Source organism: Enterobacter cloacae complex sp. P29RS (assembly GCF_014893445.1).
GTDB lineage: Bacteria > Pseudomonadota > Gammaproteobacteria > Enterobacterales > Enterobacteriaceae > Enterobacter > Enterobacter intestinihominis.
In genome coordinates this window covers 14,638-30,553 of record NZ_JADBPZ010000001.1, presented here as the reverse complement: position 1 = coordinate 30,553, position 15,916 = coordinate 14,638, and the positions used below count along the sequence as shown (strand labels likewise).

Genomic DNA, 15,916 nt, shown 5'->3' with positions numbered 1-15,916 from the left:
TGTTTACATGTTTTTGACGTTCAGATATAGCTTTTTAGTGCAGGTTCTGTGGAGCCTGACGCAAAACACAACATCGCGCGCCGTAATGCACCGGCTTCGCTCTGCTGCGAAGTATAAAAAATAGCCGTCGGCGCGCAACGCTCACTTTGGATAGGGTAACGTTTATGGACAGTTCTACACTGTTGCCACTTATCGGGATTCCGGTGGTGGTTATTGGTTTTGCACTGCGTTTCAACCCGCTGCTGGTTGTCGTGGTGGCGGGGCTGGCGACGGGCCTGCTGGTTGGCATGGATTTCGGTATGCTGCTGGAAACCTTTGGCGAAAAGTTCGTGAATAGCCGATCGCTTGCCACCTTCATTCTGATCCTGCCGGTGATTGGCCTGCTGGAGTATTACGGGCTGAAAGAGCGCGCCCAGGCCTGGGTCGCGAAGATCGCCAGCGCCACCTCGGCGCGTATCCTGATGCTCTACTTTGTTGCCCGCGAAGGGACGGCTGCGCTGGGCCTGATGTCCCTTGGCGGCCACGCGCAAACGGTGCGTCCGCTACTGGCGCCGATGGCGGAAGGGGCGGCCCTGAATGAATACGGCGAACTGCCGCAGACTATCCGCGACAAAATCAAAGCCCATGCCGCCGCGTGTGACAATATCGCGGTTTTCTTTGGGGAAGATATCTTTATTGCCTTTGGCGCGGTACTGCTGATTGATGCGTTCCTGAAAGAGAACGGTATCGAGGGGATCGAACCGCTGCATATCGGCCTGTGGGCCATTCCGACCGCTATTGCGGCACTGTTCATCCATATGACGCGTCTGCTGCGCCTCGATGCCAGCATTCGTCGCGACGTGATGGCCTGGAAAGCAGAGCAGGGTACGCAGGAGATCGCACCATGATGACCCTCATTACCATTAACCGCGTGTACTACCTGATCGGCTTTGTCGTGATGCTGCTGGTTGTGATGACCCTTCGCGATCGCGCTAACCCAAAACGCTATACCACCGCGCTGTTCTGGTTTCTGTTCGGCGGGATCTTCCTGTTTGGCGATCTGATGGTGCAGGAGCTGGGTAAGTCGCTGGCGTATCGCATTATTGGCGGCGCCGTTATCGTGATTGCGCTGCTGGCCGGTTTCGGGCTGGTCGGGAAGGGGCACTATAAAATGTCCACCGAGGAGGAGCGGGTTGCCTCATCACACCGGCTGAAAAACTGGCTATTCTTGCCCGCGCTGATGATCCCGGTGGTGACGGTCATCGGGACGCTGTTTCTGAAAGGCGTGTCGATTGGCGGTGTCTATCTGCTCGACCAGAAGCAGCTTACGCTGGCGGCGCTGTGCGTGGCCTGCGTGGCGGCTATCCTTACCGGCTGGTGGCTGACAAAAGGTACGCCGCTGCATGCGGTACGTCAGTCGCGTCGGCTGGTCGATACCATTGGCTGGGCGGTGATCCTGCCGCAGATGCTCGCCATGCTCGGCGGGGTGTTTGTGGTGGCGAATACCGGCGAATCGGTACAAAAGGTGGTCAGCCTGTTTGTGAACCCGGACAGCCGCTTCATGCTGGTGGTCATTTATTGCGTGGGGATGGCGCTGTTTACCATGATTATGGGCAACGCCTTCGCTGCCTTCCCGGTGTTAAGCGCCGGTATCGCTCTGCCATTCCTGATTAACGTCCATCACGGTAACCCGGCACCATTGCTGGCTATCGGCATGTACGCAGGCTATTGCGGCACGCTGATGACCCCGATGGCCGCCAATTTCAACATCGTGCCCGCCGCGCTGCTGGAGCTAAAAGACAAATATCAGGTTATCAAGATCCAGATCCCGACCGCGTTAACCTTGCTGGTGGTGAACGTGTTCTTAATGTATTTCCTCGTGTTTCGCTAAGGAGCTGCAATGGAATTAACGCAACATCAGGCTGACGCCTTCGCCAGAATGCCGTTGACCTATTTACGTCAGGAATATCCGAACCACATTATGCATCTGCTCAACGATGACGGCGACGTTCTGCCGCCTCGCGAGCTGCACCCGATCTTTTACGGCTGTTTTGACTGGCACTCTGCGGTGCACGGCTACTGGCTGCTGCTGCGCTGCCTGCGTCTCTGGCCCGAACTGCCGTGTCGGGAAGAGATCATCACTCTATTCGAAGAACACCTGACCGACGAGAAGGTGGCGAAGGAGCTGGCCTATTTTACCGCGCCGTTCCGCGCGTCGTTTGAGCGACCGTATGGCTACGGCTGGCTGCTGGCGCTGGCGCAGGAGCTGAAACAATCGTCACTGCCGCAGGCGGAGCGCTGGTACCAGACGCTGCAACCGTTAACGCGGGATATTCGCCAGCGGCTGGTGGATTACCTCAGCAAGCTTACCTATCCGATCCGCGTCGGGACGCACTACAACACGGCGTTTGCGCTCGCGCTGGGGCTGGATTATGCCCGGGCGGTGAACGATGACACGCTTGAGCGCGCCATCCTGGACGCGGCAACGCGGTTTTACCTCGCGGACACGCATTATCCTGCGCATTATGAGCCGGGTGGCGACGAGTATATCTCCGGAGCGCTGACCGAGGCCCTGCTGATGAGTAAGGTGGTGGAGGATTTCCCGGCCTGGTTCGATGCGTTTCTGCCTGAAGTGGGCGCCGTTTCTGCGCTCATGAACCCGGCTGAGGTGAGCGATCGCACCGACCCGAAAATCGCGCATCTGGACGGTCTCAACCTCAGCCGTGCCTGGTGTATGAAGCACATTGCCCGCGCCCTGCCGGAAAATCATCACGCCCGGAAGCCATTACGCGATGCCGTTGCGCGCCATCTCTCGGCAAGCGTGGAGCATGTTGTCGGCAGTCACTACAGCGGCGGGCACTGGCTGGCGAGTTTTGCGCTGCTGGCACTGGAGTAGCGCTTAGTTGTATATCAGACTAAATGTTGCCAGGCTGTCTGCCAGCCCCGCGGTGGCCTGGGTTTCGGTGCGCACATATTGTGCGTCGTAATCCAGGGAAAACGCGGTCTGCCGGGCAGCGTTGGCAAAAGGTTCGACACCGGTGCTGTTGAGAGGAACGGTTGTGCCTCTGGCGGCACCGTAGTTATCGCCATACAGAATGCGGATCCCCACGCCGGTAGCGGCGCTCTCCTGTTGACTTAGCGCCAGCACATCGTGATTCTGCGCGTCTTTTTCAGTCGGACCAAAGAACCCGATCTTCACCGCTGCCGTTTGGGATGCGTCACAGACCAGAGGGATGATGAAGCGGTGTTTATCCCCATCCATTCCTTTGTTGAGATCGCTTACGCTACTTTGTCCCATATTAACGGTGATGTTGTTATCCGAGATATAACAGCTCGATTTATGCACTTTCAGGTCGGCGGCAGCGACTTCCACCGTCACGCCAGCTTCAGATATCACCGCGCCGTTAGCATCCTCCAGAATAAGCGTTCCTGCGCGAATTTGCCCGCTGTTCGGCTGTTCATAGACAATCTCCTGCGCGGTTTTATAAAACACGACGAAGAACTGGGTCGCCATTTGCGAGGGATCGTTTGTGCTGCAAATCGCAACGCTGTCATCCCCCGAGGCGATGTAATGCACGGGTTCGGCTGCACAGTGCGTGGTTTCGCGAATGCCCACCGCAAACCCGACGCCGGGAATATCTGGCACGTCATAAACGGAGGCCGGGGCGCCCGTACCGTTCGGCGCCACGCCGCTGACGGGCGCTACGGTTAAGGCGTTATTGGCCACAAAGCGCATCGTTACCGGGCCGGTTCCCTCAGGACAGTTATAAAACGAGCGGTTTTCCTGGCCCAGGATAGCGCCTGAAAGCATCGACCCCGGAGGGATCGATGGGTTATCAGTGATCGAGTAGTTTTGAAAGTTAATGACCGCATCGCCCATGGTCGGCGGGCAGGTCTGAGACGCCCTTGCCGTAGCGTGAATCAGCAAAAAAGCGAGCATCAGGAGATTGATTAAACGGTTGATATTGTTCACAGGTGTCTCAGTAAGTTATTGGCACTGAAGGTTCAGAAGCGTGACCGGAGTGCGGCCAGCGGTATCCGGAAGGCGTAATGGGGCGCTACAGCGCATATCCTGGCCTTTCTGCCGCCAGCTGGCATGCAAGGTCCCGCGTAGCGGCACGCCGCTGAGATAGACCTGTCCTGCTTCGCCAACGATGCCGACGCTTGATTTCGCAGACGTCCCGTTCGAGACATACGCGCTGGCGCCGAATGGAAGCGGGCGCCCGTGTGCCGTAAGGGTGATGAGCGTTCTGATGCCCACGTGGGTATGGTAATTCGCCAGGACGACCGCGCCGCTGGTCGGCACAATCGTTCTGCTGTTCTGGTCCAGATCGACATTTTCTGCCAGCGTTTCGGTATCCAGCGAAATGGTGTTTTTGTGATACGCCGATAAGGTTGGCATCACGGCATAACCTCGGGAGTCGGTGTGAACATTGGTCGCCCCTTCAACCTGAACGTCCGACGCCTCGTCAGCGCGGATCAGCGCCAGGGTATCCCCAAGGCTTTGGCTCAACGTCACCCCATACTGTGTTGCCACAATGCCGCCTGCCGCGCCGTAGTTCACGCGGTTGCTATAGCGATCGTGGCTGTACCCGAGACTGGCGCTGCCATAACCGCCGTGATAAGCCAGCGCAAGGTTGCTGTTCGCGGTATTGGCCTGGTTGTCGAAGCCCTGCTGGAGGTTATAGTTCAGGCGATCGTGGGCCAGCGCCGTACCATACAGCGAAACCTGCCGGGTAGTATGGCCATCAAGGTTATTGTTGAGGCTGTAGCTGGTTGTTGCGCCGGGTAACCAGCGGCTGAGTGGGACGCTGATGCTAAGGTTTATCGCCCGTTCGTTGTCGCTATCATCAGCGCTTGAGCGGGTGAGATAATACCCAACACTCAACGACACCCCTTTGTAGTTAGCGTAATAGCCAAGATGGACGGTTTGATCGACCGCCGAGGCGTTCCAGTAATCCTGACGGTAAAAGGATGCGCTGATATTGCCCAGCGCACCGAGATCCTGCGTCAAACTGAACTGCGTGCGGTTACGCCGGTTATGCACGTGCTGGTCTGGGTCGCTGTCATCATTTGCTTCACTGAAACTGTAAAAGTCATGCGTCGTATAATGGCTGGTCGAAAGGGTGAGCGACGTGTTCGTCTCAGCGAGATTTTTTTGGTACTGAGCGCGTATTTGCTGCCCGAGGGCCAGCCTGTCATCACTGAGGTGTGCTTTCGCCGCAACGGTGTCCACACCCAGTGCCCCAAACCGGCCAAAATCTTTACCTAATCCCAGCGCGAGAGCCTGATAGTGGCCGGAAAGCTCCGCTCCGCCGTACAGCGTCAGGCTTGAAGACAATCCGTAAAAGGCGGAGGCCTGAACAAACGGCGGGGTGTCGCCCTCGGCGTCAGGGCTGTTATACCGTCCGGCGCTGGCGCTGAATTTCAGTCGTTTCTCCCGTAGCATGAAGGCCACCGAGGAGTAGGGTTGGGTGAACGTGCGTTCGCTGCCATCACTTTCATGGACCGTGATCTCAAGATCGCCGCTTTGCGAAGTGGGGAAGAGATCGCTAATGACAAATGCGCCAGGCGCAACATAGGTTTCATAGATGGTGTAACCGTGCTGGCGAACGCTGACGCGGGCATTGCTGTGAGCGACCCCGCGGATCGTGGGCGCGAAACCGCGCTGGCTGTCCGGCAGCATATTCTCATCCGAGGCAAGCTGAAGCCCCGTAAACTGAAAACTGTCAAAAACCTCGCCAGACGTGTAGGCATTCCCTATTGTTAACGCGCTCTTCAGCGGCGTAATGGCCCGCTGGAGGGATGTTCCCTGAGACTGCCAGTGATGGGTATTACCATATTCAAACGTGGCGTAATTGCGTAAACGCCACGCCCCCAGGTTGATACCGGATCGCAGGCTCAGATAGCTGCTGTTGTCATGAATATTGTCGATGTTGGTTGTCGAGCCCGTAAGATTGTAATCGACAAAAGCAGCGGGGATGCCGTCGTCCCACTGTTCGGGAGGAATATAATCGGCACTTTTTTGCAACATGGCTGCCTGCGGAATGCTGAAAACCAGCCGATGATGGGTGAAGTCAAAATGCGTCGACGCATCGGGAATATATTTGCCGATGTCCGTAAATGTCTCCTCGTCATGCAGCGCATCGAACGAAGAGAAGGCCGCGATGTTTACCCCAAGTCTCTTGAGGTACGCCAGGTTGAGGACCGGTGAGAGCGTTCCCCCGGTATCAACGAATGCAATTTCGCGCTCATCCCGCTGCGTCTGGTTAACAACAACCGCGACACGATAACGTCCCGGCTGCTGACCGCCTTGTCGGGAAAAATAGCTTAAGTCGCTAGCCTGCTGCTGATCTGCGGTGATCTCCAGCGCCTGAGGATCGAAGTACTCATCGGCCTGTGCCCGGCGCACATGAATGCCAGACGTGACCGCACCCGCAAGCATCGCGAGCGTATAAATGCGGGGTAAATTGCGTGGGCCGAGAGAATGCATGTGCGGTCGTTGGCTACATTCGCCAAAGGCGTGTTGTCACAGCGTCAGGATTGCGTGGCGACTCTCGTCAGCCCGCCGTAATCGTTGATCGCCTGCCAGCGAATGGTCCCCGAGCAGGGAATGTGCCATTGACGATCGGAGAAGGGGTCAATCATTCCCGGCATTTCAACGTCGGTGTTCCCAACGCTGACCTTGTAAAACGATACAAACCAGGGCGAGGGGTTATGTGCGCTAAGCGTATTATTACGACAGGTAAATTTTAATTTTTTGTAGGCAAGTTCGGCATTGCCTTTCAACCCTGCGGGACGGAAAAATAACTTGAATTTTGACTTCACGTTAATCTGCAATTTGTTGCTGTTTGCTTTTTTGCTCGGGGCAATATTTTTGATGTTAAGCCAAAAAACAGATTCCCGGTCAGTGGGTAATGGCGTTCCAAGATAATTGATGCGCAGCGAGTTTTTCTGTTCCGCATCTAAACGAAATAACGTAGGCGTCACGATAAAGGGCGGAGCGGTTTTATTCTTACTGTCAATATTTTCAATCCACGACTGAATAAGATAAGGGGTTTCTTTTTCCATATTGGTAATGGAAAATGCCACTTCTCTTTGCCCCTCAAGGTAAACAACACGCGTACCGCCCATCACAACCCCCGCGTGTGCTGACAGACTCATGCCGAGCGAATAAAAGAACAGGGCCGCGGTGAGTTTCTTCATTTTCAGATCCCCGTAGAGGTAAAAGATAAGCAGAGCAAGCTCTGCTTATCATCAGTCGATCAGTTATAAACCATCAGGAAATTGGCATCTGCGTCGGCTTCTCCGGTGCTGACGACATCGGTGGTGGCATTATAATTGGCGTAGAAATTGAGTATTTTTGAATCTTCCCCTTCGGCAAGGTCGATACTCTGAGAAATATCACCAATTTTAATCTGCGTGTTACGGTCGCTTTCATAGAGTTTAACGGCAACGCCAGTCGCCGTATTGCCATCGCTGTCCACGGAGGAATTTAAACCCAGCAGGGTATTATCATTCGCATCTTTGTTACCATCAAACAACACGGCAACGGTTTTAACGGAATCCGGGCAACCTTCAACTGAGATCTGGAAAGGCGTGCGCGTGGTCTCTTTTTGGGTGGCAAAGTAGCTTGCAGCCCAGGTGCCTAATTCAACGGTTTGCCCTGCTGAGTCGGTGGTGATATTACAGGATGCATCGGTAATCTTACCGGTAAAATGGACTACGCCGCCCGTGCCCTGAGTCCCCGCATCGTTCTCTGGGTTGGTATTAATATTATTGTCGCTGTCACCAGAAGGAAGGCCCGCCAGCGCACTGCCACTTGCCATCATCAGGCCACAAAGGGTTAATGCGATCATGTTTTTTTTGTTGATCATGCCTATTGTTCTCATTCGCTCAAATATGTCAGTCTGGATATGCTGCTAGCAACACTGCCGGTGGCGTTATTGCTCAGAAAAAACAGCGCGAATGCTAACAAAATGCCAATTCAGGCCATAACAAAAGGTTGTCTAAAATTAAATTACTTTATTTTACGAAACTCCGTAACTTTCTTGTAACCTTACTTCGGGTTTGCTGATGTCGTTTATTGATGTTGCGAATCTAATTCCTGCCTGAGGGTTTATATTTGCCTTGTCACAAACGGTGCATTATTCATTGTGAGCTCAGTGGAGCTACTTTGTTATTGTCTCGTCCTGGCAGGAATAAAAATGAAGATATTTATTATTTCTATTGGGATATCAACGAATGAAACTGACTAAAATTGGTGCGACGCTTATTCTGACTTTCTGTGGCGCGAGCGCGGCGACGGCTTCTAACACTATCACATTTAATGGAACGGTGCTCGATCAGGGTTGTGATATTGCCGTTGATGGCGGCACGGCAAATGCGACCGTTGATCTGGGCTCAACGGCGGCAACCGACCTCGCTACAAAAGGCGACCTTGGCGCGCCAAAACAGTTTGTGTTCGACCTGAATAACTGCCCAACCAGCACGACTGCAAATATTGTCTTCTCAGGCCCTGTTGATGCTGTTGCAGCCGATCCATCCTATTTTGCAAACACTGCTACGCTGGGTGCGGCAACCAACGTGGCCGTTCAGCTCAAGCAGGGCGGCTCAAATGGTACCATCGTCAAAAATAATGCAGATAACGATCCTATTACTTTCACCGATGGCACAGCGAGTCAAACCTATACCGCGCAGATGATTGCCACCGGGCAGGCCGTTGCCGGCGATGTTAACGCTGTTATTACCTACAACGTCCGTTATAACTGATTCCGCAGGAGGGGAAACCCTCCTTTTTAGTTTGTGAGTGCATTATGAAACCCATCGCCGCTGTTATTTTTTGCGTGGCCAGCGCCGCCAGCCTGAACGCGTCCGCCAGTATTGTTACCGGGAGTACGCGGGTTATTTTTGACGGCTCCCGCCAGGCCGCCTCTTTGTCCGTTGAAAACTCTGACAAGGTTACTAACCTGGTACAGTCGTGGATTAGCCCGGCTAAAGGCAGCCCGTTAAAAAAAGAAAATATGATTATTACGCCACCGCTATTCCGTCTGGAAGCCGGGAAAAAAGCGTCAATTCGTATTGTGCGTTCAGGTTTACCTGTTCCGGAAGATCGTGAATCGCTGTTATGGCTGAACGTGAAAGGGATCCCCGCTACCGACGGTAGTGAAGGTAAAAATACGATGCAAATTGCCATCAACTCAAAGATTAAGCTGATCTACCGTCCGGCAGCATTACAGGGGCAGACGCCAGAATCCAGTGCGGAAAAGCTTAAGTGGAACCTGACCGCGAAGGGTTTACAGGTCAATAATCCGACACCTTTTTATATGAACTTCTCACGAATTGAAATTAATCACCAGGCGTTAAGCGGACAGTATTTTGTCGCGCCATTCTCCACGTTGAGTATTTCTGAAGGTGTTATGTCACCTCACGGCAAAGTAACCTGGTCGCTTATTAATGATTATGGCGTGAAAGGCCCGGACAAAGTCACCTCATATTAATCGACACCGTAAGTCTCCCGCACGGATACAGGGTTACAATGGAAAAAGTGAAACAAACCTACGTCCTTTCTTTAGGGCTCGGGCTCAGTGTTGTCTTTAGTTCTTTCAGCGCACGTGCGCAGGAACATTTCAACCCTCATCTTTTGGAAACAGACAGCGCAGAAGTGCCAGCAATGGATCTCAGTCTGTTTGCCAAAGATGAGGTGCCGCCCGGGGACTATAACGTCGACATTTTTATCAACGGCAATCTGGTAGACAGTAAAACCCTCTCTTTTCGACGGTTGAAAAGTGCCCCTACGTCAGACCGCACAGGGGCATGCTTAAACGTCACTCAGCTGAAAGCCTGGAACGTTCGTGTCGATAACTATTTTGGCGAACAGGAAAAAGCCAGCGAATGTGTGGATCTGTTTACCATCCCCGGCGCGGACGAAAAAATCGATCTGGCGCAGCAGCGTTTCGACCTGATCCTGCCGCAGGTTGCTTTATTTAACACCGCAAGGGGTTATGTTTCACCGGAGCGCTGGGATGAAGGGATCACGGCGGGTTTACTTAATTACAGCGTCTCAGGTCAACAGGATCTGCATCAGCGCAACGGCACAGACAGCAGTAATCAATTTCTTAGCCTGCAACCGGGGCTGAACGTAGGCGCCTGGCGCTTTCGCAACTATTCCACCTATACCCATTCCGAATCCGAAAATGACTGGGATTCCGTGTATACCTACGCCTCACGGGATATTAAATCTCTTAAAAGCCAGCTGGTACTGGGACAAGGAACCACGCGCGGCGGCATTTTTGATAGCGTCGGTTTCACCGGGGTGCAGATGTACTCGGATAACGATATGAAGCCGGACAGCATGCAAGGCTTCGCCCCTGTAATACGCGGTATAGCCCGCAGCAATGCCGAAGTGACGGTATACCAGAACGGTCACAGCATTTATAAGGCTACCGTGCCGCCGGGGCCGTTTGAATTCAGCGATATGTATCCGACCGGCAGCTCCGGCGATCTGCAGGTGGTGATCAAAGAGTCCGACGGTACGCAAAGTAGCTTTATTGTGCCTTACGCCACGCTGCCGGTATTGCAACGTGAAGGTCAGGTACAGTATGGCCTGGTGGCGGGCAAAACCCGTCAGGACGGGTCGGGTTCACGTGCAGAGGATTTTAACTTTATTCAGGGATCAGCGGCCTGGGGCGTCGGAAAAGGGATCACGCTTTACGGCGGCTATATTCAGGCGGAAGACAATTATTCCAACCTGATTGCCGGAACTGGTTTTAATATGGGCAGCGCCGGAGCGCTCTCATTTGATATTTCCCAGTCGTGGGCGGATATCCCGCAGCCGGACAACATGCGACAACAGGAACACCATAGCGGCCAGTCGTATCGCGTGCGCTACAGTAAGACGCTTCAGCAGACCAACACCGATATTGCCGTCGCCGGTTATAAATTTTCAACCCGGGGTTATCTTTCGTTTCAGGACTTCCTCAATGACTGGGATCCGGGCAATAGCACTATTGATAATGGCCGGGAGCGAAACCGTTTTGATGTGACAATCTCACAGACGTTGCCTTTCGGCACCCTGTCACTGAGCATGTACGACGCCTCTTACTGGAACAGTGAACATGCGGACTCCATGAACCTGGGCTTCAGCAGCACGCTTGGACCGGTGTCGTACTCGCTGAACTATGCCCACTCTAAAAACGTCAATGGCGGTTACAATAACGATTCCGATAACTACGACGACGATAACGTCTTCTCGCTTAACCTGAGCGTACCGTTCAGCGCCTTCAGCCACAGTGAAGCGGCCCGGTCTGTTTCGGCTAACTATTCGATGAACAGTAGTAAAAACGGCGATACCACGCACAACATCGGAATTTCCGGTACCGCGATGCAGGAAAACCAGCTGAACTGGCAGGTTTCAGAAGGCTATAACGCCGATTCTGAAGCTACTAACGGCAATGTCACTGTGGGTTATCAAAGTACTTATGCCGATATGTCCGCAGGCTATAGCTACGACGATTACAGCCGACGAGTGAATTACAGCCTGCGCGGGGGCATGGTGCTGCATCGCGACGGTATCACCCTGGCGCGTCAGCTCAACGATAGCGTAGCGCTGGTTGAAACACCGGGTGTTTCCGGTATGCCGATCAACGGGCAGACGAACGTTCATACCGATTATTTCGGTAACGCCATTGTGCCGTACGTTCGTCCGTATCACAGCAATTCGATCTCACTCAACACAGTGGATGCCAGCGATACTTCTGCGGCCATTGATAACATCGCCAAAACCGTGGTGCCGACCAAAGGGGCGGTAGTACGCGTGAAGTACAACACCTGGATTGGACAAAAGGCGATGATGACGCTGACCTACAACGGTAAACCGGTGCCGTTTGGCGCAGTAGTAACACAAACCAGCGGCGAGTCGGATGACACGCGCAGCAGTATTGTTGGCGACGGCGGGGAAGTGTATCTCGTCGGGCTCGCCGGGAAAGGGCGGTTAATTGTTAAGTGGGGGGAGACGGCGAACAAGCAGTGCGCCGTTGATTACACACTTGCCGGCGCTAAAACAGAGGCCGATATTTTATTCATCAACGGGGTTTGCCATCCCGTATCGGGAGCAAATTAATGTCACGCTTCATTATTCTCCGTTCCGGCCTTAAATCGCTCATCGGCCCGGGAATGGTATTCATGCTGAGCGTGTCGCCGGCAATGGCGTACACCGATCGCAATGATATTGAGTTCCATGTCACCGGAAACATTATTGATGGCTCATGTAACGTCACCAAACCGGAGGCAGTCGACCTCGGGAAATATTACTGGAAAGACTTTGCCGTAGCGGGGGGGAACACAGGAAATGTGCCAGTGACCATCGCGTTTGACAGCTGCACCGCAGGGTTAAGCCAGGCAACGGTTACCTTTACAGGCGCACCTTACGCTGAAGATCCGGCTTATGCTTCTGTCATTTACGCCAATCAGGTGGCGGCAGATGCAGGCGGCGCCACCGATGTCGGCCTTCAGTTGTTTATCCGTGACCACGAACATCCCATCAGCGGTGTCGCGCTGGCCAACGGCGTGAGCTACCCGGTTGCGCTCGAAAACCAAACCGGCGCGATGACTTTTACTGCCCGAATGTATACCCCACATGGGACCCCAACACCGGGTGCATTCAGCAGTGCGATTACATTGAATGTTGTTTATAACTGAGCTTAAGTGAGCAGACTAATTTCATGTCAAAATATTTATATTATCTGGTGTTATTGCTGGGGACAGTCCCACTATTAAGTCATGCAGCCTGTAACCGGGATAACGGCGATGATGTTACCGTTACGACGATCCCATTACCCTCGAAACTGTTGGTCAGTGCGAAAAATTATACCTTTGGCGAAGTGTTATACGATTCTGGATATATCAGCGGGACGGATGGGGATGTCACGATTAAAAACTGTAGCAGGGATTATTACGTAGGATTTCATTATAACCCGACTCATTTAGCATCGGCGTCGCCGGTAGGAGATAATATCTACCCGACCACGATACCGGGTATCGGCATTAAGACCTACACGCTTAACCAGGCCGGTCCGTATGATTATGAACGTGCGGTTGATAACTCATGGCAGTCCGGCGATGGCGAGAGCAGCCATACGCTGGCGGGCTCGGCCTATCGTGTGCAGTTGATTGCGACGGGGGGTACAATCCCGAGCGGTAATCTGGCCCTTGAGAGCGGCAAACTGGCGACGGTGGAATTTCGTGAAGGGCAAAGCAGTTCGGATAACGGTGATAATGCGTCAGAAGTCTATTTGTCAAATACACAGATAGAAGTCTATGCGATGGGATGCTCAGCATCCGTTTCTTCCCTGCTGTTTAATATGGGCGATGTGGATACCTCTGCGTTTGATAATCTTAAGATGGTGGAAGGACCCGAACAGGATGTTGGTCTGAGCTGTCAGCCAGGCACCAACGTGACCATGACCATCAACGGGCCGCTTGCCGAGGGCGACAATGATAATGGCTCAGTGATTGCCTTAGACCAGACTGAATCGGGTACAACGGCGACCGGTGTGGGGGTCGTGATATCAGCCTATCAACCGGCGCTACGCAGTTTTACCTACTGGGCCATTGGTCAGGAGGTACAAGCTTTTAATTCCAGTCGTGTAAAAGCCGCATCACAAGGCAGTGGGCTTGGTGCCGATGGTACCGCGATTGCTGATATCGGCTCCGCAACAACCTATAGCGATCCGGCAAATGCAGGCGGGGCCGGAGAGTCTGAAACCTTACGTTTCAAAGCGTGGTATTACAAAACCAGTGACGTTGTCACGCCAGGGCAAGCAAATGCCACCGGGACAATCACCCTTAAATATAATTGATACCTTTGATCATGACAGGGGGTAGCGCTGCGGTTTATTTTTGTACACCTCTGCGCTACCGTTATGTGTTTCTGTCGTGTACATTTCCTCTGCGACCCTATTTATTCGGTGGAACTGACAATGATTACTAAACGGTCTGAGCCACGCTTTTCAGTCATTCTGTTAATTTTTGTGTGTCTTGTAGGATTATATTCTTTTAACGGTCACCTTAAGCCTCACGCCGGACAAAAAGGGGTTGCATGTATTTCTTACAAGCGGATCCTGCGTGAATCACCGTTACTGGCACAGGAAAAAAAGCAGAACGAAATACTTCTCGCATTAGCTAAAAAATCCGCGCTTAAAGTTGAGAAAAAATATTATGCTCTGCCAGAACCCTTGCGCCGTGAAATGAAAGCGATCGATGATATGAGTAAAAACACGCAACTGCGGGCAGAGCAGGGTCGCCTGCGGCATATAAGCCAGCGAGTCATATCTGATACCGTTGAAAAATACAGAATAGATCATCACTATTCGGTCGTTTTCAATAAAGATAGCGCCTCTACAGTGGATTATGGTCAAGACATTAGTAATGAAATTATTAATGAATTACAGCATGTAAAAGTGGTGTACGGGCCGCGCCCTAATTTTGAAGATGCGACCCGGGAGCTTTTGCTCGCTCAACCTGTTTCCGCAGGATGAGTGATTTTACGCAGTCGGCTCGCGCTGACGATGACCGCTACGGCAGAAGCCGCCGCAGCGATCCACAGTGCAGCATGAATAGCTCTCTCATTTGTCGCCAGCAGTACGCCCACAGCGGCGGCCCCCAGACACTGCCCGAACGTGCGCATAATGGATAACACACCGGATGCATAGCTCGCATAGTCACGACTAACGTTTGAGAGCATTTCCCGGTTATTGGGACTCTGAAAGCAGCCAAATCCCATCCCGCAAACCAGGCTTCGCAGGCAGATATCCCACATCGAAGGGCTGGCGGGTAATGTTGCCAGCAGAATCAAACCGACGACAAAAATCATCAGCCCCAGGGTTGAAATCACCGGGGCTGAAATCGTGTCCGCCCACCGGCCTGCATGCGGCGCAATCAGCACGATCCCTAACGGCCACGGCGTAAATAGCAGGGCAGAAATCACCGGACTGTAGCCGTATTCGCTCTGAAACAGGAAGGGCAGCGCAATAAAGGTGATACCCTGGCTGACAAAAGCAATCATCGACGTTAAGGCCGCGAGGGTAAAACGTTCATTTTTGAATATGGCTGGCGGCAGTAAGGGGTTATCCGTGCGGCGGATCTGCCAGATAAAAGCCATGCCGCTCAGCGCAGCGAGAACCGTCCAGCAAAGACTACCTGTGTGATAAGTAGCATCATGGAGGCTGTTCGCCGCCACGATCGTCGAACCCAACAGCAGCGCCGACAATATGGCGCCCAGGGTGTCAAAGGGCGCTTGCTTTCGAACCGCATCCCGCGGCAGCGATTTGACCGCCAGCAGCAAGGCGAGGGTGCCGGGAAGAACGTTTATCGCAAAAAGCCATTGCCAGCTCAGGGTGTGAAGGATCGTACCGCCCAATACCGGGCCGATAGCGGAGCTGGAGGCGATGAGCAGGGCGTGCAAACCCAGAATGCGGCCAAGCAATCGTCCGGGAAATACGGACCGCAGTATCGCGGGAGCAATACTCAGCGTCGCTGCGCCGCCGATCCCCTGAAGCACGCGCATACCGATAAGCACTTCGGGCGTTTTCGCCAGCGCGCAACCCAGCGATGTCAGGGTAAAGGTCGTCAGGCCTGCCAGAAATACGGGGCGATAACCCAGGCGGGCCGCAAGCGCCGCGAATATCGCCAGCGTCATTGCAGCCGCCAGCAGATACCCGTTGGCGAACCAGACGGCATAACTGGCTGGCACCTGCATCTCCTGAGCCATGGAGGGCAGGGCAATATTGATCATGGTGCCATCAAACACGCCCATTAACGTGGTGGTCATTATCGCGGCCATCACCCGTGCGCGCGTCGGGCCAGGCAGTCCATCGTCGCCGGGTTGGCTGGAAAAAAGCATCATCTTGTTGTCCTTAGAGAAGAGTGTGTGGATGAC

The 15,916-nt window shown here is 53.5% G+C and carries 14 protein-coding genes; 9 read left to right on the top strand and 5 right to left on the bottom strand.

The window, feature by feature from the left end; all coding sequences use genetic code 11:
• Window positions 1–164: 164 nt before the first annotated feature.
• Genes IM282_RS00145 through IM282_RS00135 form a run of 3 tightly spaced genes read left to right on the top strand, consistent with a single transcriptional unit; the run spans window position 165 to window position 2,875 of the window.
• Window positions 165–887 (top strand): DUF969 domain-containing protein, encoded by a 723-nt coding sequence (locus IM282_RS00145; protein ID WP_108367571.1) that lies wholly within the window; start codon window positions 165–167, stop codon window positions 885–887.
• Window positions 884–1,870, top strand: a complete 987-nt coding sequence (locus IM282_RS00140; protein WP_063137760.1) for a DUF979 domain-containing protein — start codon at window positions 884–886, stop codon at window positions 1,868–1,870. Before IM282_RS00145 ends, IM282_RS00140 begins: the two co-directional genes overlap by 4 nt.
• Before the next feature lie 9 nt (window positions 1,871–1,879).
• A complete protein-coding gene (locus IM282_RS00135; RefSeq protein ID WP_063149941.1) occupies window positions 1,880–2,875 on the top strand; it encodes a DUF2891 domain-containing protein in 996 nt (331 codons plus the stop codon).
• Between the two features lie 3 nt (window positions 2,876–2,878).
• On the opposite strand, the gene IM282_RS21960 is transcribed toward IM282_RS00135, so the two are convergent.
• Genes IM282_RS21960 through IM282_RS00115 form a run of 4 tightly spaced genes read right to left on the bottom strand, consistent with a single transcriptional unit; the run spans window position 2,879 to window position 7,856 of the window.
• Window positions 2,879–3,952 carry a fimbrial protein gene (locus IM282_RS21960; protein WP_022648153.1) on the bottom strand — a complete coding sequence of 358 codons (1,074 nt, stop codon included), beginning with the start codon at window positions 3,950–3,952 and terminating at the stop codon, window positions 2,879–2,881.
• A 15-nt stretch (window positions 3,953–3,967) separates the two neighbouring features.
• Window positions 3,968–6,472, bottom strand: coding sequence for a fimbria/pilus outer membrane usher protein (locus IM282_RS00125; protein WP_226839794.1), 2,505 nt, complete (start codon window positions 6,470–6,472; stop codon window positions 3,968–3,970).
• Between the two features lie 44 nt (window positions 6,473–6,516).
• Window positions 6,517–7,185, bottom strand: a complete 669-nt coding sequence (locus tag IM282_RS00120) for a molecular chaperone (protein WP_023300135.1) — start codon at window positions 7,183–7,185, stop codon at window positions 6,517–6,519.
• Window positions 7,186–7,244: 59 nt separating this feature from the next.
• On the bottom strand, window positions 7,245–7,856 hold the full coding sequence (locus IM282_RS00115; RefSeq protein WP_192969974.1) for a fimbrial protein: 612 nt from the start codon (window positions 7,854–7,856) through the stop codon (window positions 7,245–7,247).
• 367 nt (window positions 7,857–8,223) lie between these two features.
• On the opposite strand from IM282_RS00115, the gene IM282_RS00110 reads away from it, so the two are divergent.
• The 6 genes from IM282_RS00110 (at window position 8,224) to IM282_RS00085 (ending at window position 14,516) form a co-directional block, all read left to right on the top strand.
• On the top strand, window positions 8,224–8,751 hold the full coding sequence (locus IM282_RS00110; RefSeq protein ID WP_022648149.1) for a fimbrial protein: 528 nt from the start codon (window positions 8,224–8,226) through the stop codon (window positions 8,749–8,751).
• Window positions 8,752–8,795: 44 nt separating this feature from the next.
• Complete coding sequence (locus tag IM282_RS00105; protein WP_022648148.1) at window positions 8,796–9,479, top strand: fimbria/pilus periplasmic chaperone; 684 nt, start codon at window positions 8,796–8,798, stop codon at window positions 9,477–9,479.
• A gap of 38 nt (window positions 9,480–9,517) precedes the next feature.
• Entirely contained in the window at window positions 9,518–12,100 is a 2,583-nt protein-coding gene (locus IM282_RS00100; RefSeq protein ID WP_108367568.1) for a fimbria/pilus outer membrane usher protein, read from the top strand.
• A complete protein-coding gene (locus tag IM282_RS00095) occupies window positions 12,100–12,678 on the top strand; it encodes a fimbrial protein (protein ID WP_022648146.1) in 579 nt (192 codons plus the stop codon). Before IM282_RS00100 ends, IM282_RS00095 begins: the two co-directional genes overlap by 1 nt.
• Before the next feature lie 23 nt (window positions 12,679–12,701).
• On the top strand, window positions 12,702–13,838 hold the full coding sequence (locus IM282_RS00090) for a type 1 fimbrial protein (RefSeq protein ID WP_192969973.1): 1,137 nt from the start codon (window positions 12,702–12,704) through the stop codon (window positions 13,836–13,838).
• Window positions 13,839–13,958: 120 nt separating this feature from the next.
• Window positions 13,959–14,516: a hypothetical protein gene (locus tag IM282_RS00085; protein WP_192969972.1), complete on the top strand. Its 558-nt coding sequence runs from the start codon at window positions 13,959–13,961 to the stop codon at window positions 14,514–14,516.
• Here IM282_RS00085 and IM282_RS00080 read toward each other — a convergent pair.
• Window positions 14,495–15,883 (bottom strand): MFS transporter, encoded by a 1,389-nt coding sequence (locus tag IM282_RS00080; protein ID WP_023300130.1) that lies wholly within the window; start codon window positions 15,881–15,883, stop codon window positions 14,495–14,497. The genes IM282_RS00085 and IM282_RS00080 overlap by 22 nt on opposite strands.
• Window positions 15,884–15,916 lie beyond the last annotated feature (33 nt).

Excerpts from the sequence above, each read along its gene's own strand:
- IM282_RS00100 (WP_108367568.1), top strand. The coding sequence starts at position 9,518 with ATGGAAAAAGTGAAACAAACCTACGTCCTTTCTTTAGGGCTCGGGCTC.
- IM282_RS00095 (WP_022648146.1), top strand. The coding sequence starts at position 12,100 with ATGTCACGCTTCATTATTCTCCGTTCCGGCCTTAAATCGCTCATCGGC.
- IM282_RS00140 (WP_063137760.1), top strand. The coding sequence starts at position 884 with ATGATGACCCTCATTACCATTAACCGCGTGTACTACCTGATCGGCTTT.
- IM282_RS00110 (WP_022648149.1), top strand. The coding sequence starts at position 8,224 with ATGAAACTGACTAAAATTGGTGCGACGCTTATTCTGACTTTCTGTGGC.
- IM282_RS00080 (WP_023300130.1), bottom strand. The coding sequence starts at position 15,883 with ATGATGCTTTTTTCCAGCCAACCCGGCGACGATGGACTGCCTGGCCCG.
- IM282_RS00120 (WP_023300135.1), bottom strand. The coding sequence starts at position 7,185 with ATGAAGAAACTCACCGCGGCCCTGTTCTTTTATTCGCTCGGCATGAGT.
- IM282_RS00145 (WP_108367571.1), top strand. The coding sequence starts at position 165 with ATGGACAGTTCTACACTGTTGCCACTTATCGGGATTCCGGTGGTGGTT.
- IM282_RS00085 (WP_192969972.1), top strand. The coding sequence starts at position 13,959 with ATGATTACTAAACGGTCTGAGCCACGCTTTTCAGTCATTCTGTTAATT.
- IM282_RS00135 (WP_063149941.1), top strand. The coding sequence starts at position 1,880 with ATGGAATTAACGCAACATCAGGCTGACGCCTTCGCCAGAATGCCGTTG.
- IM282_RS00125 (WP_226839794.1), bottom strand. The coding sequence starts at position 6,472 with ATGCATTCTCTCGGCCCACGCAATTTACCCCGCATTTATACGCTCGCG.
- IM282_RS00090 (WP_192969973.1), top strand. The coding sequence starts at position 12,702 with ATGTCAAAATATTTATATTATCTGGTGTTATTGCTGGGGACAGTCCCA.
- IM282_RS00105 (WP_022648148.1), top strand. The coding sequence starts at position 8,796 with ATGAAACCCATCGCCGCTGTTATTTTTTGCGTGGCCAGCGCCGCCAGC.
- IM282_RS00115 (WP_192969974.1), bottom strand. The coding sequence starts at position 7,856 with ATGATCAACAAAAAAAACATGATCGCATTAACCCTTTGTGGCCTGATG.